Origin of the sequence: Agrobacterium salinitolerans, assembly GCF_002008225.1 — a bacterium.
Taxonomy (GTDB): Bacteria; Pseudomonadota; Alphaproteobacteria; order Rhizobiales; family Rhizobiaceae; genus Agrobacterium; species Agrobacterium salinitolerans.
Window position 1 is genome coordinate 128872 of the sequence record NZ_MRDH01000039.1, and the last position, 22985, is coordinate 151856.

18 protein-coding genes are annotated in these 22985 nt (G+C 59.1%); 8 read left to right on the forward strand and 10 right to left on the reverse strand.

Annotated elements, in window-relative coordinates; translation table 11 throughout:
* Nucleotides 1-3 precede the first annotated feature (3 nt).
* The 5 genes from BS627_RS23380 to BS627_RS23400 all read right to left on the reverse strand — a co-directional run bounded on the left by BS627_RS23380 (nucleotide 4) and on the right by BS627_RS23400 (nucleotide 9372).
* Nucleotides 4-1779 (reverse strand): methyl-accepting chemotaxis protein, encoded by a 1776-nt coding sequence (locus BS627_RS23380; RefSeq protein ID WP_077985524.1) that lies wholly within the window; start codon nucleotides 1777-1779, stop codon nucleotides 4-6.
* A gap of 331 nt (nucleotides 1780-2110) precedes the next feature.
* A complete protein-coding gene (locus BS627_RS23385; RefSeq protein WP_003504949.1) occupies nucleotides 2111-2587 on the reverse strand; it encodes a chemotaxis protein CheW in 477 nt (158 codons plus the stop codon).
* A gap of 226 nt (nucleotides 2588-2813) precedes the next feature.
* Nucleotides 2814-6974: a translocation/assembly module TamB domain-containing protein gene (locus tag BS627_RS23390; RefSeq protein WP_077985525.1), complete on the reverse strand. Its 4161-nt coding sequence runs from the start codon at nucleotides 6972-6974 to the stop codon at nucleotides 2814-2816.
* A 45-nt stretch (nucleotides 6975-7019) separates the two neighbouring features.
* Nucleotides 7020-8945: an autotransporter assembly complex protein TamA gene (locus BS627_RS23395; protein ID WP_077985526.1), complete on the reverse strand. Its 1926-nt coding sequence runs from the start codon at nucleotides 8943-8945 to the stop codon at nucleotides 7020-7022.
* A gap of 175 nt (nucleotides 8946-9120) precedes the next feature.
* A complete protein-coding gene (locus tag BS627_RS23400) occupies nucleotides 9121-9372 on the reverse strand; it encodes a YMGG-like glycine zipper-containing protein (RefSeq protein ID WP_004443753.1) in 252 nt (83 codons plus the stop codon).
* 372 nt (nucleotides 9373-9744) lie between these two features.
* On the opposite strand from BS627_RS23400, the gene hemA reads away from it, so the two are divergent.
* Nucleotides 9745-10962: a 5-aminolevulinate synthase gene (hemA, locus tag BS627_RS23405; protein ID WP_077985591.1), complete on the forward strand. Its 1218-nt coding sequence runs from the start codon at nucleotides 9745-9747 to the stop codon at nucleotides 10960-10962.
* A gap of 36 nt (nucleotides 10963-10998) precedes the next feature.
* Here hemA and dxr read toward each other — a convergent pair whose 3' ends face one another.
* Entirely contained in the window at nucleotides 10999-12192 is a 1194-nt protein-coding gene (gene dxr / locus BS627_RS23410) for a 1-deoxy-D-xylulose-5-phosphate reductoisomerase (protein WP_077985592.1), read from the reverse strand.
* Between the two features lie 188 nt (nucleotides 12193-12380).
* Between dxr and BS627_RS23415 the strand changes: the two genes are divergently transcribed.
* Nucleotides 12381-13082 carry a phosphatase PAP2 family protein gene (locus BS627_RS23415; RefSeq protein ID WP_077985527.1) on the forward strand — a complete coding sequence of 234 codons (702 nt, stop codon included), beginning with the start codon at nucleotides 12381-12383 and terminating at the stop codon, nucleotides 13080-13082.
* Nucleotides 13083-13112: 30 nt separating this feature from the next.
* Nucleotides 13113-14366 carry an FAD-dependent oxidoreductase gene (locus BS627_RS23420; RefSeq protein WP_077985528.1) on the forward strand — a complete coding sequence of 418 codons (1254 nt, stop codon included), beginning with the start codon at nucleotides 13113-13115 and terminating at the stop codon, nucleotides 14364-14366.
* A gap of 6 nt (nucleotides 14367-14372) precedes the next feature.
* Here BS627_RS23420 and BS627_RS23425 read toward each other — a convergent pair whose 3' ends face one another.
* From BS627_RS23425 to BS627_RS23440, 4 genes are read right to left on the reverse strand one after another with little or no spacing between them, the layout of a single operon-like run.
* Nucleotides 14373-15299, reverse strand: coding sequence for an ROK family protein (locus BS627_RS23425; RefSeq protein ID WP_077985529.1), 927 nt, complete (start codon nucleotides 15297-15299; stop codon nucleotides 14373-14375).
* Nucleotides 15300-15302: 3 nt separating this feature from the next.
* Nucleotides 15303-16475, reverse strand: coding sequence for an N-acetylglucosamine-6-phosphate deacetylase (gene nagA, locus BS627_RS23430; protein ID WP_077985530.1), 1173 nt, complete (start codon nucleotides 16473-16475; stop codon nucleotides 15303-15305).
* Nucleotides 16472-17494, reverse strand: a complete 1023-nt coding sequence (locus BS627_RS23435; protein ID WP_077985531.1) for an SIS domain-containing protein — start codon at nucleotides 17492-17494, stop codon at nucleotides 16472-16474. The genes nagA and BS627_RS23435 overlap by 4 nt, the downstream gene beginning before the upstream one ends.
* Before the next feature lie 28 nt (nucleotides 17495-17522).
* On the reverse strand, nucleotides 17523-18275 hold the full coding sequence (locus BS627_RS23440) for a GntR family transcriptional regulator (RefSeq protein WP_077985532.1): 753 nt from the start codon (nucleotides 18273-18275) through the stop codon (nucleotides 17523-17525).
* A 153-nt stretch (nucleotides 18276-18428) separates the two neighbouring features.
* On the opposite strand from BS627_RS23440, the gene BS627_RS24315 reads away from it, so the two are divergent.
* From BS627_RS24315 to BS627_RS23460, 5 genes are all read left to right on the forward strand, one after another.
* Nucleotides 18429-18605: a hypothetical protein gene (locus BS627_RS24315; RefSeq protein WP_244634960.1), complete on the forward strand. Its 177-nt coding sequence runs from the start codon at nucleotides 18429-18431 to the stop codon at nucleotides 18603-18605.
* A 120-nt stretch (nucleotides 18606-18725) separates the two neighbouring features.
* Nucleotides 18726-19907, forward strand: a complete 1182-nt coding sequence (locus BS627_RS23445; RefSeq protein WP_077985533.1) for a Gfo/Idh/MocA family protein — start codon at nucleotides 18726-18728, stop codon at nucleotides 19905-19907.
* 12 nt (nucleotides 19908-19919) lie between these two features.
* Nucleotides 19920-20804, forward strand: a complete 885-nt coding sequence (locus tag BS627_RS23450; RefSeq protein ID WP_077985534.1) for a carbohydrate ABC transporter permease — start codon at nucleotides 19920-19922, stop codon at nucleotides 20802-20804.
* Complete coding sequence (locus BS627_RS23455) at nucleotides 20801-21658, forward strand: carbohydrate ABC transporter permease (protein WP_077985535.1); 858 nt, start codon at nucleotides 20801-20803, stop codon at nucleotides 21656-21658. Before BS627_RS23450 ends, BS627_RS23455 begins: the two co-directional genes overlap by 4 nt.
* Before the next feature lie 38 nt (nucleotides 21659-21696).
* Nucleotides 21697-22929, forward strand: a complete 1233-nt coding sequence (locus BS627_RS23460; RefSeq protein ID WP_077985536.1) for an ABC transporter substrate-binding protein — start codon at nucleotides 21697-21699, stop codon at nucleotides 22927-22929.
* Nucleotides 22930-22985: the final 56 nt, after the last annotated feature.

Consider the following 22985-nt stretch of genomic DNA (forward strand, 5'->3'; position numbering starts at 1 on the left):
GGCCTAGAATTCCGCCCATTCGGCGGCTGCGTTTCCGTGAGACCTTGGCGCGGCGGCGTATCGCGGCTGCGGTGTCGGGAGCCGGGTGACAGGGGCGGGCTTTTTGTCGGCCGGGCGGGCGGTTAGTGCCGATGCCTCATGCGATATTCTGAACTGCCGCAGCAGTTCGTGCAGGATTTCCGCCTCATTTGCGAGTCCATGGCTGGCGGCAGTGGTTTCCTCCACCATGGCGGCGTTCTTCTGGGTAGCCTGATCCATGATGTTGACGGCCTGATTGATTTCCCTGAGGCCGCTTGACTGTTCGCGGGAAGCTTCAACGATGGCCGAGACATTGGTGTCGATCTCGCTCATTTGGGACTGGATATCCCTGAGCGCGCCGCCGGTTCTGCCCACCAGATCAACGCCATTGGCGACCTGTTCGCGTGACGTGTTGATGAGAGACTTGATTTCCTTGGCCGCAACGGCGGATCGCTGCGCGAGTTCGCGGACCTCCTGCGCCACGACGGCGAAGCCTTTGCCCGCTTCGCCCGCCCGGGCGGCTTCAACGCCTGCATTCAGAGCCAGAAGATTGGTCTGGAAAGCGATGTCGTCGATGACGCCGATGATGTTGGTGATTTCGCCCGAGGAACGCGAAATCGCGTCCATGGCAGAAATTGCCTGCTGGACGATTTCTCCGGAATGTTCGGCATGTTCTCTCGTCCGCAACACCAGCTTTCCGGCCTCGCCGGCGCGCTGGCTGGCATCGGTAACGGTGGTGGTGATTTCTTCTAGCGCGGCCGCCGTCTCTTCGAGTGAAGCGGCCTGCTGTTCCGTGCGCTGCGAAAGCTGATCGGCGGCGATGCGGATTTCCCCGGAGCCTGAGGCGATTGTCGAAGCATTATGGGCGATGGTCTGCATGGTGGCCTGCAGCTTGGCGACGACTTCGTTGAAATCCGCGCGCAGCTTTTCCATGCTGGGTACGAAGCTGCTGTCGAGGCGTTGCACAAGATCGCCTTCGGCCAGCGCCCGCAGAGCATCTGCAAGCACACTAATGGCGCTCATGCGCGGCGTGACATCGGTGGCGAATTTCACCACTTTCACCACCTTACCGGCTTCGTCCATCACCGGATTATAGGCAGCCTGTATCCATATTTCCTTGCCGTTCTTTCCATAGCGGACAAATTCATCCGAGATGAACTCCCCTGCTGCCAGCCGCTGCCAGAAATTACCGTAGGCGGGTGAGGCGGCATAGTCCGGATCGCAGAACATGCGGTGGTGCCTGCCCTCGATTTCCTTGAGGTCATAATTCACCGTTGCGCAGAAATTCGGGTTTGCGGTGATGATGGTGCCATCCGGAAAAAACTCGATTGTGGCCTGCGAACGGGAGAGCGCCTCCAGTTTGCCCGCGTCGTCCACGGCCCTGATCTTCTTGGCGGTGATGTCGGTGGCGATCTTCACGACCTTATAGGGTTTGCCCGAACGGAAAACCGGGTTGTAAGAGGCCTCGATCCAGATAACCGATCCGTCCTTGCGGACACGGCGATATTCCTTTGCCTGGAACTCGCCACGGGCGAGAGAGTCCCAGAATTCCTGATAAGCCCGCGACCCGGCAAGCTCGCTGTCGCAGAAGATGCGATGATGCTTGCCGACGATCTCGGTGAGATCATAACCCAGCGCCGCGCAGAAGTTTTTATTCGCGGTGAGGATGTTACCCTTGAGATCAAATTCTATGACCGCCTGCGATCTGGATATCGCGTCGAGCATATTTCTGTTATCTGCGCTTTTCCCTAACCCCAGCATTATACGTCCCCCAAAATCGGTCCACAACGCGGCGTGGCGCACAGGACATGCGGTCCACATCGAATCATGTTGAACAATGAACAGGTTTTGCCGCCGAAGGCAGCAAGGCAGGCACTTCCGTCTTTCCGCCTCGGTCAGGTATCGGGTTCGCCTTATATGCGTAATGGCGCGACACTGATCTAGGGTCCGTAATATTAGACATCCATAATATTAAAATGTTCTTATTTGATGAAACGAGGTAAAGAAGAAAAACAAAACCGCCGGGCGGGTGCTCCGGCGGCCTGGATTTATAGATAGTCTTCGTGCGGCGAGGCCAGACGAAAAAGCCTTATTAGGCCGCGAGATCTTCCGCTTCTGTTCCCTTGAACATTTTCGCAAGATTGAGGAAGCAGATCATGCCGTGTTCGTTGGCGATGATGCCTTCCGAATAGGACTTGTCGAAAGAGGCCGAGATCTCCGGAACCGGCTGAACCTGATTTGCCGGGATCGTCAAAATGTCGGAAACGCGGTCGACGAGCATGCCGATGACCATGTTGTGCACTTCCGCCACCACAATCGCGCTTCTTTCATTGGCGACGGTGCTCTTCATACCGAGCTTGTGAGCCAGATCGATGATCGGAATGACAGACCCGCGCAGGTTCATGACGCCGATGACGTCTTTCGGCGCATGGGGAATGGGCGTGGAAGGAGCCCAGCCGCGAATTTCGCGTATGGTCGTCGTCTTCACGCAGAATTCCTGATCATGCAGGCGGAATGCGATGATCTCGAGCGTCTCACCGCCAAAATTGGTAGAGTTAATCATTGCCATCAGAATTCTTCCCAATGCTCGCTGTGGAGGCCGGCGCAAGTGCACCGACACTTGCATATGCGGATTCGGCGTTCTGCCTGGTGCCTGAACAGCCGGAAACAATATTTCCGTCTTCAATGGATGATTCGTAGCATGAGATGGTTTCGCAAACCTAAATGCGAAGCGACCCTAGAATATTTTGCGCATTGTCCGGGCGTCAAATCGTTACGCCCTCTTAGTGGAAATGCTAATACTCCTTCTCGTAAAATATGCCGGCTGCGCCTTCGCCATTGCCGCCCGCTTCTCCGCGCAGCTTCACGCCCCGCCCGACATCGAGGTTGATGATGGCTTTTGCGCCGGATTCGCCGCTTTGCTGCAGCTCGAGATACGTTCTTTCGTTGAGATATTTACCGGCGGAAACGCGGGCCTGCCCTTCGGAATCGGTCGAAATATCGAGGTCGTCGACACCGAGATTGCTTCTGAGCTTGTCAAACAGCGAAGTGGAACGTCCGCCGGCCAACTGTGCGGCTGCATCGGCCAGCCTTGCGATCTGCAAAGCCGAGAGTTTCGACATGGACTGGCCGAAGATCAGTTGCGCCATAACTTCATCCTGCGGCAAGGCGGGCGCGGAGGAGAAAGCAAAGGCCGGATCATTGGCGTTGCCGGACACCGACACAGTGACCGTGGTCGAGCCCACCGTCGAGTCTGCCTTCATATCGAGAACCGGAACGAGGCCCCCGCCGAAGGTGATATTGCCGGTCGTGAAATCGAGGCGGCGGGTGAGGATTTCCAACCGGCCGCGACGCATTTCAAAGCCGCCCGAGATGACAGGAACGGCTGCCGTACCACGGATGGTCAGACTGCCGGTCAGTTCCGCATCAATACCGCGTCCGCGCACGAAGATACCGCTCGGTGCGTTCACCTGCAAATCGAGATTGATGGTGGACGAACTGCCGCTGCCGCCCTGATCGGCTCCGAGCGCCTTGGCCTGAGCGCGTACCTTCGGGGGGGCGTTCTTGTGCTTGACATCGATTTCCGTCAGCGAGGCCGGAAGTTTTTCCGGAATGGTGATGGCGCTTCTGTCCAGTGTCAGGTTGCCGCCCAGTACGGGGGAATTCAGCAGCGGGCCTTTCAGCGTCAGCGTGCCGCTTACCACCGTTGTCACCAGCGTGCCGTCATTATAACCGGCACGATTAAGAGTAATCGATATATCGCCGGGGAAACCTGAGCCACCGGCTATGCCGACGCTGCCGGTTCCCGAGATCGTGCCGCCGCCCGCCAGCTTGCCCGTTAGTCGCGAAATAACGGCGCGGTCGCGGTCGAAGGTGATGGTGGCGCCCAGATCGTTGATGGTCAGGTTCCGCCGCACGTCTGTCAGGCGCGTGCCATCGGTGGTAATGCTGCCGGTAACGACGGGTGCGGAAGCGCTACCGGAGATCTTCACGTCGATGGCGGCCGTGCCGTTGACGTCAAGACCCTGCGCTGCCGTCTGTGCTGCGACGGCGGAGAAGGGCAGCCTGCCGGAAAACGCCATGGAAAGCGGACGATTGCCGACGATGCCGAGCGAGCCGCCGCCGGAAAGCGACATGCCGCCCTGGCCGGATACATTGGTGTCGATCTGCAAGGTGCCGCCGGCGAAACGACCGTTCGCCTTGATGCCGAGCGCAGCGAGCCCCGCCGCGCGTGTCTGCGCGACCTCGGCATTGGTCCAGTTCAGATTGTATTCGACCGCGGGGTTCGATGCTTCTCCCTTGGCCGTCACCGTGCCGGAGATGCTGCCTGCCGCATCCAGCCCGGCGGCGAAGGCATTTGCGAGACTGGCGGGCAGCGAACGGATATCGGCATTGATGTCGAGCGTCGACCCGGCGGTGCCGTTGACCTCGACGCGTCCTTCACCCGTGATGACGGTCAGATCGGAGATGCGGGCCGTGCCGTTCTGGATGGCGATGGTGCTCGGTTTTTCAAGGCGAACCGCAATGCCCTTGGGGGCGGCCGAAAAGGCGTCGACGCGCACCGTCATCGGCGATCCGCCGGTCTCGGCGCTGCCCTTCACCACCAGTGGCGCGTTGTCGTAACGGCCGTTGACGTCGAACTGCGTCGTGGTGCCGGAATGGCCGATGGTGGCATTCAGGCCTGATATAGCGGCGGTGCCGGCATTGACGCTATCGGCGCTGACCTTGCCATTGATGGCGAGAGCCTGAAGGTCATCGATGGAAATATCGGCGGCGAGCTTGGAGATCGTTGTTGTGCCCTGACGGATGCTGCCGCCATTGGCCTTGATCGTTGCGGCGATCCGGCCATTGGCGTTGCTCAGGGCGATATCGCCAGCAATATCGCCGTCCGCCTGCTGCGCGGCGAGGGCGGCGAGAAGGGCAAGGTCGGGGAAATTGAAGGAGAGATTGCCCGATGGCAGGAATTGCTGCGAGAATTGCAGCTGTCCGTTCAAGATATTCCGTCCCACTGCCACGTGCAGCTCGGGGATAGCCGTGCCGTTTTCGGTCTGCACCACATCGGCATTGGCGTCGATCTTCTGTCGGTCGAGACTGCCGCTGGCGGTGAGCTTTGCCTGAGGCGCGGCGGGATCGGCCTTGCCCGTTGCATTGACCTTCAGCGATTCGAGTGTTCGTCCGGCAAGAATTGCGCTTTCGGAACTCAGAGTGACGTTGAAATCCGGTGCTGCCAGCGCGCCGCTGGCCTCGATTGCAAAATCGGCGACGCCCTTCGCCTGTGGCGTTAGTTTTTCAAGAGCGGGAAATTTACCCGTCAGGCTGGCGCTCAATGTATCGTTTTCGAGGCCGACATTGCCGGTTGCTTCGATCGTTCCCGACTTGACGACGAGGTTTTCAAGGCTGGTGCGTCCGCCGATGGTCACGTCGACATCGCCCTGGAGGGCGATGGTGGTGTCGAACTTTTCCGCGAGAACCGGTGGAAGGGTGGCGGGCAGCGCGAAGAGCTGCACGCTGGAGGTCAGGCGATTGCTGGTGAGATCGAAACTGCCGTTCAGCGTTCCGCCGACACTGGCGCTTTCCAGCGTCGCGCCATCAAAGCCTATGGCGGAAGAGGTGAGGCCGAGCGGCGCCTTGACGGTGAGGGGCGCCCGCACCAGCCGGTCGATATCGGGGCTGACGAAGGAGGATTGCGCCACGGACAGGACCGTCGCGATCGTGCCGCTGCGGTTGGCGATGTTGAGATCGGCGCTCTCGGCCGTCAGCTTGACGTCATCGAGCCTGCCTTGCGGCAGGGAAAGGCTGCGCAACGATACCGTCGTGTTGAGATGCGCGGCGTCTGCGCCACCTTTGAGGGAAAGATCGAGGCCGTTGATGAGGGCCTGAACCTCGCCATTCTCCAGCGGCCAGCGAAAATCCACGGGGCCGGCGGTGCCGATGAGATTGGCGGCGAGATCGTTCTGACCGTTCGGATCGACCGTGCCTGACGCCGTCAACAGCAGGGTGCCGGTCTCCAGCGTGCTGCTGCCGATTTCGATGCGGCCCTGCGGGGAAAGCGCGGCGTTTGCGTCGAGCTTTGTCTCGCCGGCAAAAAGCTGGCGGAAGGCCGGAGGCAGAAGCAGATCGGGCTGACCACCGCCTGCAATTTCGATACGGCGGGTGCCATCATCAGCAAGAAGATGGCGGCCGGTGACGTTGACGACTTGGTTGCCGGCGACATTGCCGCGCAGCGTTCCTGTCCAGTTGGAAAGCGGGCCTTCGCCGTTGAGGTCTATCGCCACCGCAGGTGTTCCGGGAAGCGAAAGCAGCGTGGCGAGAAGACCGCCTTCGGGCTCCTTCATCTCCGCTTTCAGCTTCAGGACGTTTTCATTCGGAAGGAAGGCGATGTCGGCATTCACCTCCGCATCCGGCGCATTGAGCCGATGGGCGGTGAGCGATAGCCGCATATCGTCGTGCGCAGCCGTCAAACTGCCTTCCGCGTTCAGGTCGAAGGGACGGCCGAGAAGCGGCGTGCCAAGGCTGATATCGGGAAGACTGAAATTGTCTACGGCGATTTCGATCGGCAACGAGGAGTTACCGGAGCTTTTGGTCGATGTCTGCTCCGCCGCAAGCGGTTTGCGCTCGACATCGATCGATCCGGCCGAGACGCGGTCGGCATGGAAGGTGCCGGCAAGCAGCGAAAGCGGCGACCAGTCGACGGCGATCTGGTTCACGCGCGCATAGGGTCCCTGCCGGTCTGAAAGAGTGACATTGTCGAGCCGCAGGCGGCCGGTCAAAAGGCCGCTCGGGGGAGAAATATTGATTACCTGATCGGGTGTGGAAACGAGCGATGAAATCTGCTTTGCGGCAATTCTCGCGCCCATCGGCGTGAAACCGACGAACAGAACCGCAAGCAACACCAGCACCACGCCGCATAAAGCAGCGTAGCCCAGCCATTTCAGCAATCGAATCAACGTTTTCATAAAGGATAATCTACACTCTGTTGTAAGGGTGTTCGACTGCGGCGTTTAAAAAGACTGACCGATGCCAGCATAAATGCCGAAACTGTTGCCGCCGTCATATTTGTCGAGCGGCATGGCGACATCAAGACGCAGAGGCCCGAAGGGCGTCGCGTAACGCAGGCCAATACCGGCGCCAGCCCGGATATCGGAAAAATCAGGGGTCACCTCATCCGAAACCACGCCGGCGTCGATGAATGGCACGATGCCGATGGTATCGGTGACCGTGATGCGGGCCTCAACGGAGCCGACCACATAGGAACGGCCGCCGGTCGCGTCGCCAGCGGCATTATACGGCGATATTTCCTGATAGCTGTAGCCGCGCACCGATCCGCCGCCACCGGCGTAAAAGCGCCTTGTGGTGGGAATGTCCTGCAGATCGCTACCGCCGACGAGCACGCCGCCGGAAAGCTTTCCGGCCATGATCAGCCGGTCTTCGGCGCCAATCCCCTTGTAGCCCGAGATGGAGCCTTCGAACGAGGAAAAGAAGGTGCCGTTCAGCGCTTCATAGCTAGGCTTGGCGGCCAGCGAGGCACGGAAGCCTTCGGTGGGGTTGAGCTTGTCGTCGCGTGTATCACGAACGAATTCCAGCGGGATCGAGGTAGTGAGGTATTCGTTTTTGCCGAATGCGTCTTCCGTATCGGCCCATTGCACCTCAAGGCCGGCTGCGGCTGTATCGGTATCGTTGAGCTCGTAGGCGAAACCGGCTGTGCCCGTCACTGTCTTGGCGTCGTATGTATCGGGGTGTTCGGTCTTGGCAATCAGGCTGGTCTTGAAGGTGGTTCGCGGATTGAACATGCCGGGCTTGGTGAAAGTAATGCCCGCCGAATAATCCATGCCATCGACGCTCGATGCTTCGGCGATGCGCGAAACCGAACCTTCGATACGCAGCGATTCCGCCTGTCCGAACAGGTTCCGGTGGCCCCAATAACCCTGAAGGCCGATGCCTTCCGTGGTTGAGTATTGTGCGCCGACGCCGAAATAGCGGTGCTTTCCTTCAGAAACCTCGATGGTCAGCGGAATGGTGCCGTCGCGCGCCAGTGTTCCCGCTTCCTTGATCGTCAGGCTGGAAAAGACGCCGAGCTGCCGCAGCCGGTCGGCGGCCTTGCGCAGTTTTTCCGGCGAATAGGGTTCGCCGCCATTGAGGCGCGAATAACGGCGGATGAAATCGCCGTCGACGGTTTTTTCACCCGTGACGGTGACCGTGCCGAGGGGTGCCACGGGACCGCCTTCAGCCGCCATGGTAATGTCCACCGTGTTCGTCGCGTGGTTGGCGACGGCCTCGCGTTTCGTCAGCTTCGCAAGCGGACGGCCTTCGGCCTTCAGGTCATCGATCAGCTTGTTGCCGGCGCGGATGATGGCGAGAGAACCGGCGTCACCCCCGGCTATCAGGCCGTATTCCTCAAGGTTACGGCCGGTCACATCGCCTTCCAGCCGTACATTTCCAAGTTTGAAAACCGGGCCGGGCGAAACCGTGATCACCACGGGTACGGGAGCGGAATGATCGAACACAGGATTGGGCGGCAGGCTATCCACATCCTTGCCGGCGACGGTAACATTGACGATGCCGCCATAACGGGCGTTTTCATAAAGCGCCGCGATCAGCCTGTCCCTGTCGTCTCTTGCCTTTATCAGAAGTCCGAGATCGCCGGAGGTGGGCTTGTCCTTGTCAGCCAGGAGGAGCGAGCTGTTTTCCAGGCTGTTTTTCAGGGATTTATCGGCGTCCGCGGCATCAAGCGTGACGGTGAATTTGACAGGGTTTATAACCTCCACTTCCGGTTCTTCCGAACCCCAGAGGCGCATGCCAAACAGTTTGAAGGCAAATGCATCACGGGTAAACGCCGGATACAGGGCGAACGTCACGGCGACCGCAAGCGCGGTGCCAGCTTTCCGATACGCAATACCTGTCTTCGGGTTAGTTCGTGTTCTTCGCATAAGCTACTTTATGGTTGAGCCTTTATTGTCGCCCTAACCCGTTTCCTGTCCGTTAACAGTGCAATTTAATCATAAATAAACTGCTTTGAGGACCCTTGCGCTTGTGTTTTGCCTGCCATAACGCAAAAAGCCCCGGGTGACCGGGGCTTCTGTGCAACGGTATTTCGCGAAGCGATTAGCGGCAACGCGCCGTGTAACGCTGACCGTACTGGTCACGATAATAGCAATAGCCCGGTTCGGAAGCATTGCCGATGAGGGCGCCGCCCACGCCGCCGATTGCTGCGCCTACTGCCGCACCACGAACGTTGCCAGTCACGGCGCCGCCGATGACCGCACCGGAAACGGCACCGATGGAAGCACCCTTTTCGGTCTGCGTGCAGCTTGCGAGCGACAGGCCGACCAGCGCAAATATGATTGCCTTTTTCATGAAACTCTCTCCAACGTTACAATGAGCTCTTGTGGCTCGGTAGGCGTCCCATATTTATCTGCGGCGACTGCTACCTCCGACCGCCACAGATAACTAACAATTCGATGTCGTTTAGGGAAGCCTCCTCTTTGCAGGCATTCCTCCGAGCGTAAATCGATTGTGCCCCAAACAACGGCGCGGCGCAAAAAAGGTTCCAAAAATCCGCTTTTTTGATGTGAATCAATTTTGCGCTTTTCATAGGCGCCTATAAACGCTTTATTGGAATGGTTCAAAACAACGGCGAATTGACGCAGATGCGGTTAATGTGGCCCGCAAGGGTTGACGGTCCCGGCGACGAGGCAGAAAACGATCTGGTCAATTCTGGAGCATGGCATGGACTTCGAGGCATTTTTCACGACGGAACTGCAAAGCCTGCATTCCGAGGGACGCTATCGCGTTTTTGCAGATATCGAGCGCCAGCAGGGCAGTTTTCCCCGCGCCACACGGTACAACGCCAATGGCGAACGCAAGGACGTTACTGTCTGGTGCTCTAACGACTATCTCGGCATGGGCCAGAACCTCAAAGTCATCGAAGCCATGAAGGCCGCCATCGATCACTGTGGCGCGGGTGCGGGAGGCACCCGGAATATTTCTGGCACCAACCACTATCACGTCCTGCTGGAGCAGGAGCTTGCCGATCTCCACGGCAAGGAATCGGCGCTGATCTTCACGTCGGGTTATGTATCCAACTGGGCCACCCTCGGCACGCTCGGTCAGAAAATTCCAGGCCTGATCATTTTCTCGGATGCGCTCAACCATGCATCGATGATCGAAGGCATCCGTTACGGCCGCTGCGAGCGGGTGATCTGGAAGCACAACGATCTCGAAGATCTCGAAGCCAAGCTTAAGGCCGCCGATCCGAATGCGCCGAAGCTGATCGCCTTCGAATCCGTTTATTCGATGGATGGCGATATCGCGCCTATCAAGGAAATCTGCGATCTGGCAGACCGTTATGGCGCCATGACCTATCTCGATGAAGTTCACGCTGTCGGCATGTACGGCCCGCGCGGCGGCGGCATTGCCGAGCGCGAAGGCCTGATGGATCGCCTGACGATCATCGAGGGAACGCTCGGCAAGGCCTTTGGCGTAATGGGCGGTTATATTGCCGGATCCACGGCGGTCTGCGACTTCATCCGCTCCTTCGCCTCCGGCTTCATCTTCACGACGGCCCTGCCGCCGTCTCTTGCTGCCGGTGCCATTGCTTCGATCCAGCATCTGAAGGCGAGCCCCTTCGAGCGCGCCCGCCATCAGGACCGGGTGCGCAAGCTGCGTGGTCTTCTCGATGCACGCGGTATTCCGCATATGGACAACCCGAGTCACATCGTGCCTGTCATGGTTGGCGATGCCGCCAAGTGCAAATGGATTTCGGATATCCTGCTGGACAATCACGGCGTCTATGTTCAGCCGATCAATTACCCGACCGTGCCGCGCAAGACCGAACGTCTGCGCATTACCCCGACGCCGCTGCATAGCGATGCCGATATCGAGCATCTCGTCGGCGCGCTGCATCAGCTCTGGTCGCATTGTGCGCTGGCGCGTGCGGTGGCGTGAGGCCGCTGTTTAGATAAGAGTAGATCGGGGCCGCGTTTAAGCGGCCTTTTCTTTGGTGGCGATCAATTCGCGGGCGTGGCGACGGGCCTCCTTATCCGCTGCGAATACATCTTCAATCGTGGCGGCGGAGCGGCCGTCATGCATGCGGTCCATGACCGTTTCAACGATCTCGGCCATATCGAGAAAACCGATATTGCCCGCAACGAAGGCGTGAAAGGCGGCTTCTTCGGCGGCGTTCAGGGCGGCGCCCTGCAAACCGCCGCGTTCCAGCGCGGTGCGGGCCAGACGAATCGCCGGGAAACGGGCTTCATCCGGCGCTTCGAAATCGAGCCGCGCGAGTTTTGCGAAATCCAGCCGCTCAACGTTCAGATTGCCGCGTTTCGGATAGGTGAGGGCATAAGAAATAGCGGTGCGCATGTCTGGAGAGCCGAGCTGGGCGATATAGGAGCCGTCGGTGTAGCCCACCATTGAATGGATGATCGACTGCGGATGGACGATCACCTCCACCTGATCGGGCCTGAGATCGAACAGGTATTTCGCCTCGATCATTTCAAGCCCCTTGTTGAACATGGAGGCGCTGCCGATGGAGACCTTCAGCCCCATCGACCAGTTGGGATGGGCGCGGGCGATATCCGCCGTAACATTGGCCATCTCCTCGCGCGACCAGGTGCGGAACGGGCCGCCGGATGCGGTCAGCACGATGCGCTCCACGGCCTGCTTATGGTCGCCCGTCAGGCACTGGAAGATTGCGCTGTGCTCGCTGTCGACCGGGATCAGCCTGCCGCCGCCCTGCTTGACCGTGCGCAGGAAAACATCGCCAGCCGAAACCAGGCATTCCTTGTTGGCGAGCGCTATGTCTGCGCCACGTTGCGCGGCTGTAAGAGTAGGTGCAAGGCCGGGGGTTCCGGCAATCGCCGCCATCACCCAGCCGGCATCCGTCGACGCGGCCTCTTCGAGGCCGGATTTGCCCGCCGCAACCTCGATGCCGCTGCCGGCAAGGGCCGATTTCAGCGCTTCGTATTTGTCGTCTTCGGCGGTGACCGCCAGCCGCGCGCCGAATTCCCGCGCCTGTTCCGCCAGAAGCGCGACGTTGCCCGCGCCGGTCAAAGCCGTGATCTCGAACGCGTCGCGGCCACCCAGCTGGCGGACGACATCCAGCGTATTGGCGCCGATCGAACCGGTCGAACCCAATATTGTCAGCTTGCGTGGCATGTCACTGGCATTCGTCATTTTCAGTCCGTCGGTCGTTTCCGGTTCGCACCCCTTGGTGCACGTCGTTTTCCCGAAAACGCCATGCACTTTCAGGCAACATTCCTTAGCCTCTACCTGCGAAAACCGGCCATCACAAGGACAAAGCCCAGGCTATTGTTTTTGCGGAAGGCAAAGCCATATGCAAGAAAAACAATGAGAGGATATCGATGCGACGTTTTCTGGTTTCCAGCGGGTGGGTCTTTGCGGCAAGCCTTGTACTGGTTCTTGCCTTCATTCCTTTTGATCCGCGTCTTTCCGAAAGTGCGCAGGCCCTGCCGGGCGGAGTGGTTTCCTTTAACCGCGCGATTACCGATTTCGGAACCTTCCGCTGGATGCTCTATTCCACCGGCCTTCTGGCGATATTGGCCTATGTCGCCGCACGGGTTTTAAAGGCGCAGACCTACAATGGACGGCTGAGGACGGCATGGCGGCTTCTGGCTTATTTCTTCCTGACGATCGGAACGGCGAGCATTCTCGTCCATACGCTGAAATTCCTGATCGGGCGGGCAAGGCCGGAGCTTCTCCTTGAATTGGGCGCCTATAGCCTCACTCCATTTACCGGCGACAATCTCTATGAAAGTTTCCCCTCAGGCCATTCGACCGCCGCCGGTGTGTTTTTCGGCGCTTTCGCCATGTTGATGCCGCGCTTCCGCTGGGTGTTTCTCCTGCTTGCCCTTGTCATCGGTGTTTCGCGTGTCATCGTCGGCGCACATTATCCAAGCGATGTCGCCGCCGGGCTGTTGCTCGGCATGTGGACGGCCATGGCCTTCGCCTTTATCTTTGCCCGGTCCGAAATGCTGTTCCGATTCGATGCGCATGGCTGGCCGCAGCCGAAGAATGCAAACCTCCCGACGGCGGATACACGATAAGGACCTCAAGCAGGATGTAAGGGGAAGGTGATGGAGGAAGCGACAAACGCTCCGGAAAATGACGGCAAGTCCGTTCAGCATATCCGTACATCAGTCGCCGTGGCTGGCGGCGGGCCGGCGGGCTTGATGCTTGGCCTGCTGCTTGCGCGCAGCGGTATAGATGTTGTCGTCGTTGAGAAACATGGAGATTTTCTCCGCGATTTTCGCGGCGACACCATCCACCCTTCAACGCTTGAATTGATGGAGCAACTCGGTTTCATCGATGAGTTCCTGAGCCTGCCTCATACGCGCGCGCCAAGACTGAATGCGGTTATCGGCGGCGAGCGTATCACGATCGCGGATTTTTCCCGCCTGCCGGTCCGCCACCGCTTCATCGCCTTTATGCCGCAATGGGATTTTCTCAATTTCATCGTCGGCAAGGCGGGGCAATACGAAAATTTCCGATTGCTGATGAATGCGCCGGTGACCGGACTGATCGAGAGCGGCGAGCATGTCGGGGGTCTCACGGTCAGCACACCTGAAGGCATCATCGAGATCGAAGCCGATCTGGTGGTGGGGGCGGATGGGCGCAACTCCACCGTCCGTGAGGCGGCGGGGTTGGAAGTGCAGCGCTTCGGCATTCCGACGGAGGTGCTGTGGATGCGCCTTTCCAAACAGCCCGACGATCCGACGGAAACCATGGGGCATGCCGGCTCGCGGCAGGGTTTCGTCATGATCAACCGGGGTGATTACTGGCAATGCGGCTATGTGGTGCGAAAGGGATTTTTCGCCGACATAAAGCTGCAGGGAATTGAAGCCTTCAGGGACAGGGTCGCGGAAATCTGCCCTTTCCCACGCGAAAGGCTCGATGAGCTCAAGAGCTGGGACGATGTGCATCTCCTCACCGTCCGTATCGACCGGCTGAAGCGCTGGTGGAAACCGGGTCTGATCTGCATTGGTGACGCGGCCCATGCCATGTCCCCCGTCGGCGGTGTCGGCATTAATCTGGCTATTCAGGATGCGGTTGCGGCGGCCAATATATTGGTGCCGGCGCTCGTATCCGGCCGCGCCGTTACCGACGAGGATCTTGCCGCAATTGAAAAGCGGCGATCCTTCCCGACCAAGGCCACGCAATTTCTGCAGCGGATGATGCGTATCGGCCGCAAGAAGGGAAGGGCGGATGCGGAAAAACCGAAAGGACCGCCAGCTTTTGTGCTGGCCATCATGCGGTTTCCGCTCCTTTCCCATTTGACCGGCCGGCTGGTAGGGCTGGGTTTTCGCCGGGAAAAGATCGAGACGATGTGACGCCGCTCAGGCAGTGCCTTCGGCTTCTTTCTCATGTTTCAGCCCGATAACGGCGGATCCGATCAGCCCCGGCTCGATGCGGCAGATGGCGGGCACGACCAGAGGGCGGTCGAAGCGCCTCAGAATGCGGCTCCTTACCACCTCGTCCAGAGCGGCGAGAAGGGCCTTCGAATTCGAAAGCCCGCCGCCGACCGGCACTATGGTTGCGCCGGTAACGTTGATCACCATTGCCAGAGGCGAGGCGAGAATATCGATAAGGACATCGATGGTTCTTGCGGCCTTCGCATCGCCCGCCTGCCAGGCCGCAATGATGTCCTCGCTGGTCATCGCCTGCCGGTGAAGATGCGAATGCAGTTTTTCCATGCCACGGGCGCTGCCGATTGCGTCGACGCAGCCGGTAAGCCCGCAACCGCATTCGAAACGCGGCAGCGAAACCGGCGGATTTCCGGCCAATGTCGCGGCCACCGGCCCATGGCCCCATTCGCCGGCGAAACCGCCGTGGCTGTTGATGAGCTTGCCGTCGATCACCAGGCCGCCGCCGACACCCGTTCCGAGGATGACGCCGAAGACCACGCGATGACCCCGTCCGGAACCGATTTCCGATTCAGCGATCACGAAGCAATCCGCATCGTTCGATACGATGACGGGAAGGTTCAGCGCCTTTTCCAGCTCGTCCTTCAGGACCCTGCCATGGATGCTCTGAATATTGGCGACAGTGGCCTTGCCGGTATCGGGGTCGATGACGCCGGCAATCGACAGCGACACGCAGGCGGGTGTGCCGCCGCTATTGTCGATGATGGATTTCAGGCCGGCGGCGAAGTCTTCGAAACTGGTCTTGGGCGTCGGGATGCGCGGCACGGGCCGAATATCGTCGGGAGCGTAGGCAATCGCACCCTTGATGGTCGTTCCGCCTATATCGAAACAAACGATCATGATTCAGGCTCCGGAACGGGTGGCATCGTGGATTTTTTCTGCGCCGATCCATGTCGAATGCATCTGAAGGTCGGGTGTCAGCATGACGAAATCCGCATCGAATCCGGACAGGAGCTTACCCTTGCCGGAAGCGCCGACCGCCTCGGCGGGATAGGCAGACGCCATTCTCAAGGCCTCTTCCAGCGGTGTCGCCAGCTTTTCATGCATGAAACGGATGCAGGAAAGCATATCGATATCCGCCCCCGCCAGCGTGCCGTCGGCCAGCGTCAGCCGGCCGCCGTTGCGATAGACACGCCTGCCGTTCAGTTCGAAACCGTCATCATCCGTTCCGATAGTAGACATGGCGTCGGTGACGAGGAAAATGCGGCCGGGACCATTCTTGGCGCGAAGCGCAATGCCGATCGCTGCGGGATCGACATGGAAACCATCGGCGATCAGCCCGCAATCCAGCTTGCCGTTCGAAAGTGCCGCGCCCGCCAGTCCCGGCTCGCGATGGCCGAGCGGGCTCATAGCGTTGAAGAGATGTGTCACCATGGATGCGCCGGCCTCGGCATAGGCCGTCGCGACGCTGAGGCCCACATCGGTATGGCCGAGGCTGACGACGATGCCGGCTTTATGCAGCGCTGCGACCTGCGTCTCGGTTACGTTTTCCGGGGCGATGGTTGTCAGCACAAAAGGAAGCTTCGCCTTGCAGCCCGTCAGAACAGCAAGATCGGCCGTTTCCATCTTTCGGATCAGCGCCGGGTCATGGGTGCCCTTGCGTGCGACAGAAAGATGCGGCCCTTCGAAATGCAGGCCGAGAAAGCCGGGCACCCCTGCTTCGTGCGCGGCGATGCCTGCTTCGGCGGCTTTGGCTGTGATATCCGGTCTGTCTGTTATGAGGGTGACCATCAGCGCCGTAGTGCCGAATTGCGCATGGGCCGAGCAGATGCGGGCAATGCCTTCCACATCCGGCTCGTTGTTGAACATCACGCCGCCGCCGCCGTTGACCTGCAAGTCGATGAAGCCCGGCGCAATGAACAGTCCTTCCGCGTCGAAGATGTCGGCGTTTGCGGGCACGGATACGCGGTCGACGATGTCGGCAACGTGGCCATCATCGGTCACGAGCGCTTTGCCATCGTGCCACGCGACGCCATCGAAAATACTGGCGCCGACAAATGCCTTGCTGCTGCTCATTGGGTTTCCGTCACCTTTTTCAACGCCACCGGCGCATCCGGGTTGAAGCCGCGGGCACGCGACAATTGCTCGATGAAGCCGTAAAACGGTGCGATCAGCAACAGGGCGTCAGTCAGCGGATGATTGGTTTCCACGAAAGGCAGGGACTTCGCCGGGTTGCCCTTTGCGGAGGTGACAAAAACACTTGCGCCCTTGCCGGCGAGGCCGGCCGCGATATCCGTCACCGAGGTTTCGGCGCGGTCACGTGCGGCAAAGGCGATGACGGGAAATTTCGGTGCGACCAGCGAAACGGGGCCGTGCATGACTTCCGCCGACGAATAGGCCTCTGCGTGGAGCTCGCAGGTTTCCTTGCATTTCAACGCGGCTTCCGCTGCGATGGCGAGGGCGGGACCGCGGCCCAGCATATAGAGCGATTCCTCGCCCCTGACCGCTTCGCTGATCTGGCTCCAGTCGAGCGCGATGGCCTTGGCGAAATTCTGCGGCAGGGCGTTGACGGCTTTGGCGAGCAGGCTGTCTTCCGTCCATTCGGCAAGGATCGCGAGGCCGGCGACGATGGAGTTGACGAAGGATTTGGTTGCGGCCACCGCTTTTTCAGGGCCCGCCTGGATATTGATGGCGTGATTTGCCGCATCGCCGAGCGGGGAGGGCAGGGTATTGACAAGCGAAAAGGTGAGCGCGCCGCCCTTGCGGGCGCTTTCCGACAGAGCGACGATGTCAGGGCTTTTACCCGATTGCGAGACGGCGAAGGCCGCCGCCCGGTCCAGCCGCAGCTTCGTCTGGTAGATCGAGGCGAGCGAGGGGCCGAGCGACGCGACCGGTAGACCGGTCTGCAATTCGATCGCATATTTCAAAAAATGCGCGGCGTGGTCGGAGGAGCCGCGTGCAATGGTGACGATAACGGCCGGGTCACGGGCCTTCAGCCTGCCTCCGGCTTCGTGGAAGTCGGCATTGGCATTGTCCAGCAGGCGAGCGACTGCATCGGGAATCTCATCGATTTCCTGGCGCATCAGGGTTGTCATCGTTTCGTGTCCTTGATCAAGAGATTTGTCACTCGGGCCCCATCGTCAGTTCGGCGACGAGGTCATAGGCGTCGCTGCGGTACAGCGCGCGGGATATTTCCATGAGGCGCCCGCTTTCCAGATAGGCCATTCGCTGAACGGAAAGCGCTGCCGAGCCCGGCGGAACCCCAAGCAGCAATGTTTCCTCATCGGTGAGGTTACGGGCGGAGATGCGCTGAATGGCGCGCACCGGGCGAATGCCGTTTTTCTCAAGCTCCAGATAAAGCGAGTTTTCCACCAATTGCGGGTCAGGCAGAATATCGCCCGGCAGGCTTGTGACTTCGAGCGCGATAGGTTGGTCATTGGCAAGCCGCAGGCGCGTGAGCCGGGCCACCATGGCCGATTGGGAAAGGCCGAGCGTCATCATCTCGTCTCCGGTCGGGTGGAACAGGCCCCTGTCCAGCCAGCGGGTGCTTGCCGTCATGCCGCGCCGGCGCATGTCCTCGGTAAACGAGGTGAGCTTGGTCAGGGGCTGCTGCATGCGGGTGATGGGCTTGACGACGAAAGTACCCGAGCCGTGCCGGCGAACGAGAAGACCGTCGCGGACGAGATCGTCCACCGCCTTGCGCACCGTGACGCGGCTGACGCAGGCGCTTTCGGCGATATCCCGCTCCGGCGGCAAGGCGTCGCCGTGCTTCAGGCGGCCGCCATTGATGGCGTCTTCAATCGTCTGGCGCAGTTTCAGGTAAAGCGGGCCGCCGCCTGATTGCAGGTCGTCCAGATTAAGCGCTGCCCCGTTCATCCATAACCTCTGTCACGATCCATGTAGTCGGCGATATGGCCGGCTCTGGCTATATCATATGCCACGCAATCGGCAATACCAAAATAGAACCATTACTGGATTTGTACGATTAATCGGTGGTTTTTTCGATCTTTTGCCGAATAATGAGGCTTAATGCTTGATATTTTCGCATTAACCAAAAAAATTTTCCCGATAACGGAATTGCTCTGGACGATTGGCATTTTTTTGGTATTGTTTTTTGTGTCGGTGGTCGGCGGCGATCCGTTTCGCATCCGTCGCGCCGGAAAATCGGTTTCCGACTCGCGGCAGCGTTTGCGAAATCGAATTTAGCTTGACCGTTGTGAAAATTAATTTCATCGTGGCAAGAAATTATCGCAGATATCTGGACGACCAGCAGAGAAATGGTCGCGTTTGCGAAAATGAATTACGAATGAACAGGGAACAAAGTTCATGAAGGTGGGAATTATCGGACTCGGATTCCGTCTCGGTTATCTGGGCTACGTTTTTCATGAGATCGACAAGGATTTCGAGATCGTCGGTTATGTCGATCCCGCGCCGGCGGGCCTGCCGGGCCTGCAGGAAAAGGGCATTTCAGCCGGTAAGACTTACGATAGTCCCGAGGCGTTGATCGCAAACGAAAAATTCGATCTCTTGATGATCGGCTCGCCGAACCACATGCATCTGGAGCATATCCGTATCGGGCTTGAGGCCGGCTGCACCATCTTCTCGGAAAAACCCATCGTCGTCAGCATCGAGGAAAGCCTCGAGCTTGCCCGGTTACTCAACAAGCATGGTCACGAGCGGCTGCTCGTTGGTCTCGTTTTGCGTTATTCCCCGCTCTACCGCGATCTGCGCGCCGCACAGGCGGAAGGCAAGCTGGGCGATGTCGTTTCCATCGAGGCCTCGGAGCATATCCCGCCCTATCACGGCGCATTCTTCATGCGCGACTGGCGACGTTACGAAAATTACTCCGGCTCGTTCATGCTGGAAAAATGCTGCCACGACCTCGATCTCTATAATGGCGTGGTCGGTGCGCGGCCGCGTTTCGTGTCGAGCTTTGGCGGACGCAAGAGCTTCACGCCGGCAAACGCGCCGCAGAATGACGGCATCAACGATATGGAGGTCTACCATCGCAAGCCGAGCGGCTGGATGGGTTCCGACAAGGTTTTTGACAGCGACGGCGACATCATCGATTACCAGACGGCCATCGTCGAATATGAGAACGGCGCATCGCTTGCCTTCCATACCAATCTCAACGTTCCCGACGATTTCCGCCGTTTCTGCGTCATCGGCGCCAAGGGTATGGCAGAGGGCGATTTCGTGCGCGGCTTCCTGAACGTGCACAATGCCCGGACCAATGAAAAAACCGTGGCCAAGACCTATTCTGCGGCAACCGCGCTTTCACAGCATTATGGTGCGGACGAGCAGATGGCGGAGGACGTCATCGCCCATATCGTCAAGGGCGCGCCCTTGCCGGTTTCCGCGCTCGACGCGATTGAGGCCGGCATTCTGGCGCTTGCCATGGACGAAGCGCGCCATGGCCGCAAGGTGATCGATCTCAAGCCGGTATGGGAGGAGTACGATCTTGCACTGCACGGTCAGCTGAAATCCCCCGCCGCGAAATCGGCTTAAGGGGGCGGCGCGATGGATGCGAAACGCAGCGCGGTCGTCTTCGCCTGGCTTCTTCTTCTGCCGGCGCTTTTATACATCACGGTTATCGTTGCTTATCCGCTCGTCGATACCTTCATCCTGTCCTTTACCGATGCGTCGCTTAGAAAAACGACGAACTGGGTCGGTTTCATCAACTACGAGAAGATTTTCAACGCGACTTTTGCCGATGTCATCACGCGGACCTTCATCTGGACGTTCTTTTCCGTCTCGATAAAGATGATTATCGGCACATTGGGTGCGGTTTTGCTGAATTCGGCCGTGCCTGGCCGGGCGCTCTTCCGTCTCCTGACCATGCCGCCATGGATCGTGCCGATGGCTATCGGCATCTTCATGTGGGGCTGGATGTATAACGGCCAGTTCGGCATGATTTCCGGCGTGCTCCAGAACATCGGTCTGGTGGATGGGCCGGTCGCGTTCCTCGCTTACGGCAATACGGCCTTCTGGGCAACGATCATCACCGACGTCTGGATCGGTGTGCCAATGGTTACGCTCTATCTGCTGGCCGCCATTCAGGCCATCCCGCAGGATCTCTACGAGGCCGCGTGGACAGATGGGGCAAGCCGCCTCTACCGCTTCCGCCGCATCACGTTGCCACTCATGCTGCCTGCGATGATTACCATGTCGATGATCTCGCTGATTTCGACTTTCAATTCCTTCGATATCATCTGGATCCTGACGCAGGGCGGTCCGACTGGCCAGACCACGACCATGATCATCGACACGTACAAGACGGCGATCGGTTCTTACAAATACGGTGAAGGTGCTGCGCGCGCCGTGCTGATCTGCATCTTCCTGTCGATCTTTACCTATTTCTACTTCCGCATCACCAGCCGCATCTCGCAGGAGGCCAGCCGATGACTGACAAGAATGCGATGATCAACCGCTACAGGTGGTATGAAATCGTCGGGATTTATTGCGGCATCGCCGTATTCCTGACTTTCGTGCTGGCGCCCTTCGTGGAAGGATTTCTGGTTTCGCTGAAGCCGCTCAGTCTGCTTTTCTCATCGCCCTACACGTTCTGGCCGGAAAACGGTTCCTTCGAGGCCTACCGGACCATGTGGGTCAGCGTTCCCGGTTTTGCCCGCTACGTTTTCAACTCCTTCTTCATCTCCACCATTTCGACCATTATCGTCCTTATTCTGGTGGTGCCGGCCTCCTATGCTTTCGCCCGTTTCAAGTTTCGCGGACGAGGGCAATTGCTTGGCGCATTTCTCGCGATCAACATGTTCTCGGGCGCCGTGCTTCTGATCCCGCTTTTCCGGCTGATGCGCAACATGGGTGTGCTGAACACCTATCTGGCAATGATCATTCCCGGCGCGGCCTTCCTGATCCCCACCGCCATCTGGCTTTTGCGCACCTATATGCTGCGTATCCCGCGGGAACTGGAAGAAGCGGCCTATGTGGACGGTGCGAGCTATTTCTATACTTTCCGCCGGGTGATCCTGCCGCTGGCGATGCCGGGCATCGCAGTGGTCTCCATCACCACCTTCATCGGCGCCTATGCCCAGCAGTTCATCTTCGCGCTCACCTTCAATTCCAAGACCGAATATATGCCGCTGCCCATCGGCCTCTTCGCTTATTTCGGTCGTCAGGAAGTCATCTGGAATGAGTTGATGGCGGCCAGCTTCGTCGGCATTGCGCCGGCGATGGTCGTGATCTTCTTCATGCAACGATATCTCGTCAGCGGCCTTACCGCCGGCGCGGTGAAATAATCAACAACCGGAACGACCACCAAAACGGGAGACTACCTATGGCACTGAAACATTACGGATTGGCGCTCTGCGCTTTCGCATTTGCCGGTTCCACTGCCCTTACGACGGTGACGGCGCACGCCGCCGACAAGGAGATCAGCTGGATCTATTGCGGCGACAAGATGGACCCCATCCATGAGAAGTACATCAAGGAATGGGAAGGCAAAAACGAAGGCTGGAAGGTCGTGCCGGAAGTCGTCGGCTGGGCCCAGTGCCAGGATAAGGCGACCACGCTCGCCGCTGCCGGCACGCCGGTCGCCATGGCCTATGTCGGTTCGCGCACGCTGAAGCAGTTCGCGCAGAACGATCTCATCGTTCCGGTGCCGATGACGGAAGACGAAAAGAAAAGCTATTATCCCAACATCGTCGATACGGTCACTTTCGAAGACACGCAGTGGGGCGTGCCGGTCGCCTTCTCGACCAAGGCGCTCTACTGGAACAAGGACCTGTTCAAGCAGGCAGGTCTCGATCCTGAAACGCCGCCGAAGACCTGGGCCGAAGAAATCGCCTTTGCCAAGCAGATCAAGGAAAAGACCGGCGTTGCCGGTTACGGTCTGTCCGCCAAGACCTTTGACAACACCATGCACCAGTTCATGCACTGGGTTTATACCAATAATGGCAAGGTGATCGACGGCGACAAGATCACGGTCGACAGCCCGCAGGTTGTCGAGGCACTGAAAGCCTACAAGGACATCACGCCCTATTCCGTCGAAGGCCCGACGGCCTATGAGCAGAACGAAATTCGCGCCATCTTCCTCGACGGCAAGGTTGGCATGATCCAGGCAGGTTCTGGTGCGGCCACGCGCCTGCAGGAAACCAAGATCAACTGGGGCATCGCGACCTTGCCGCTCGGCCCGGAAGCCAAGGGTCCCGGCACGCTGCTCATCACGGACAGCCTTGCGATCTTCAAGGGAACGGGCGTGGAAGAAAAGGCGACCGAATTCGCCAAATTCATCACCTCGCCTGGTCCGCAGGGTGAATACGAATTGCAGGGCGGCGCCGGCCTCACCCCGCTGCGTCCGTCGCCGAAGGTCGATGAGTTCATCGCCAAGGATCCCTTCTGGAAGCCGCTGATCGACGGTATCGCCTATGGCGGTCCCGAGCCGCTCTTCACGGACTACAAGGGTTTCCAGGACACGATGATCGAGATGGTGCAGTCTGTCGTCACGGGCCAGGCAACACCGGAAGATGCCGCGAAGAAAGCGGCTTCGGCTCTCGAGCAGTATAAATAATCTTTCATGAGCACGGATGCGGGCGGGAGCCGTCCGCATCCGGCAAGTTTCGCCGA

What these genes read in the sequence shown, in the direction of transcription:
- BS627_RS23380 (WP_077985524.1), bottom strand. Translation starts at nt 1,779, where the DNA reads ATGCTGGGGTTAGGGAAAAGCGCAGATAACAGAAATATGCTCGACGCG.
- BS627_RS23385 (WP_003504949.1), bottom strand. Translation starts at nt 2,587, where the DNA reads ATGGCAATGATTAACTCTACCAATTTTGGCGGTGAGACGCTCGAGATC.
- BS627_RS23390 (WP_077985525.1), bottom strand. Translation starts at nt 6,974, where the DNA reads ATGAAAACGTTGATTCGATTGCTGAAATGGCTGGGCTACGCTGCTTTA.
- BS627_RS23395 (WP_077985526.1), bottom strand. Translation starts at nt 8,945, where the DNA reads ATGCGAAGAACACGAACTAACCCGAAGACAGGTATTGCGTATCGGAAA.
- BS627_RS23400 (WP_004443753.1), bottom strand. Translation starts at nt 9,372, where the DNA reads ATGAAAAAGGCAATCATATTTGCGCTGGTCGGCCTGTCGCTCGCAAGC.
- hemA (WP_077985591.1), top strand. Translation starts at nt 9,745, where the DNA reads ATGGACTTCGAGGCATTTTTCACGACGGAACTGCAAAGCCTGCATTCC.
- dxr (WP_077985592.1), bottom strand. Translation starts at nt 12,192, where the DNA reads ATGACGAATGCCAGTGACATGCCACGCAAGCTGACAATATTGGGTTCG.
- BS627_RS23415 (WP_077985527.1), top strand. Translation starts at nt 12,381, where the DNA reads ATGCGACGTTTTCTGGTTTCCAGCGGGTGGGTCTTTGCGGCAAGCCTT.
- BS627_RS23420 (WP_077985528.1), top strand. Translation starts at nt 13,113, where the DNA reads ATGGAGGAAGCGACAAACGCTCCGGAAAATGACGGCAAGTCCGTTCAG.
- BS627_RS23425 (WP_077985529.1), bottom strand. Translation starts at nt 15,299, where the DNA reads ATGATCGTTTGTTTCGATATAGGCGGAACGACCATCAAGGGTGCGATT.
- nagA (WP_077985530.1), bottom strand. Translation starts at nt 16,475, where the DNA reads ATGAGCAGCAGCAAGGCATTTGTCGGCGCCAGTATTTTCGATGGCGTC.
- BS627_RS23435 (WP_077985531.1), bottom strand. Translation starts at nt 17,494, where the DNA reads ATGACAACCCTGATGCGCCAGGAAATCGATGAGATTCCCGATGCAGTC.
- BS627_RS23440 (WP_077985532.1), bottom strand. Translation starts at nt 18,275, where the DNA reads ATGAACGGGGCAGCGCTTAATCTGGACGACCTGCAATCAGGCGGCGGC.
- BS627_RS24315 (WP_244634960.1), top strand. Translation starts at nt 18,429, where the DNA reads ATGCTTGATATTTTCGCATTAACCAAAAAAATTTTCCCGATAACGGAA.
- BS627_RS23445 (WP_077985533.1), top strand. Translation starts at nt 18,726, where the DNA reads ATGAAGGTGGGAATTATCGGACTCGGATTCCGTCTCGGTTATCTGGGC.
- BS627_RS23450 (WP_077985534.1), top strand. Translation starts at nt 19,920, where the DNA reads ATGGATGCGAAACGCAGCGCGGTCGTCTTCGCCTGGCTTCTTCTTCTG.
- BS627_RS23455 (WP_077985535.1), top strand. Translation starts at nt 20,801, where the DNA reads ATGACTGACAAGAATGCGATGATCAACCGCTACAGGTGGTATGAAATC.
- BS627_RS23460 (WP_077985536.1), top strand. Translation starts at nt 21,697, where the DNA reads ATGGCACTGAAACATTACGGATTGGCGCTCTGCGCTTTCGCATTTGCC.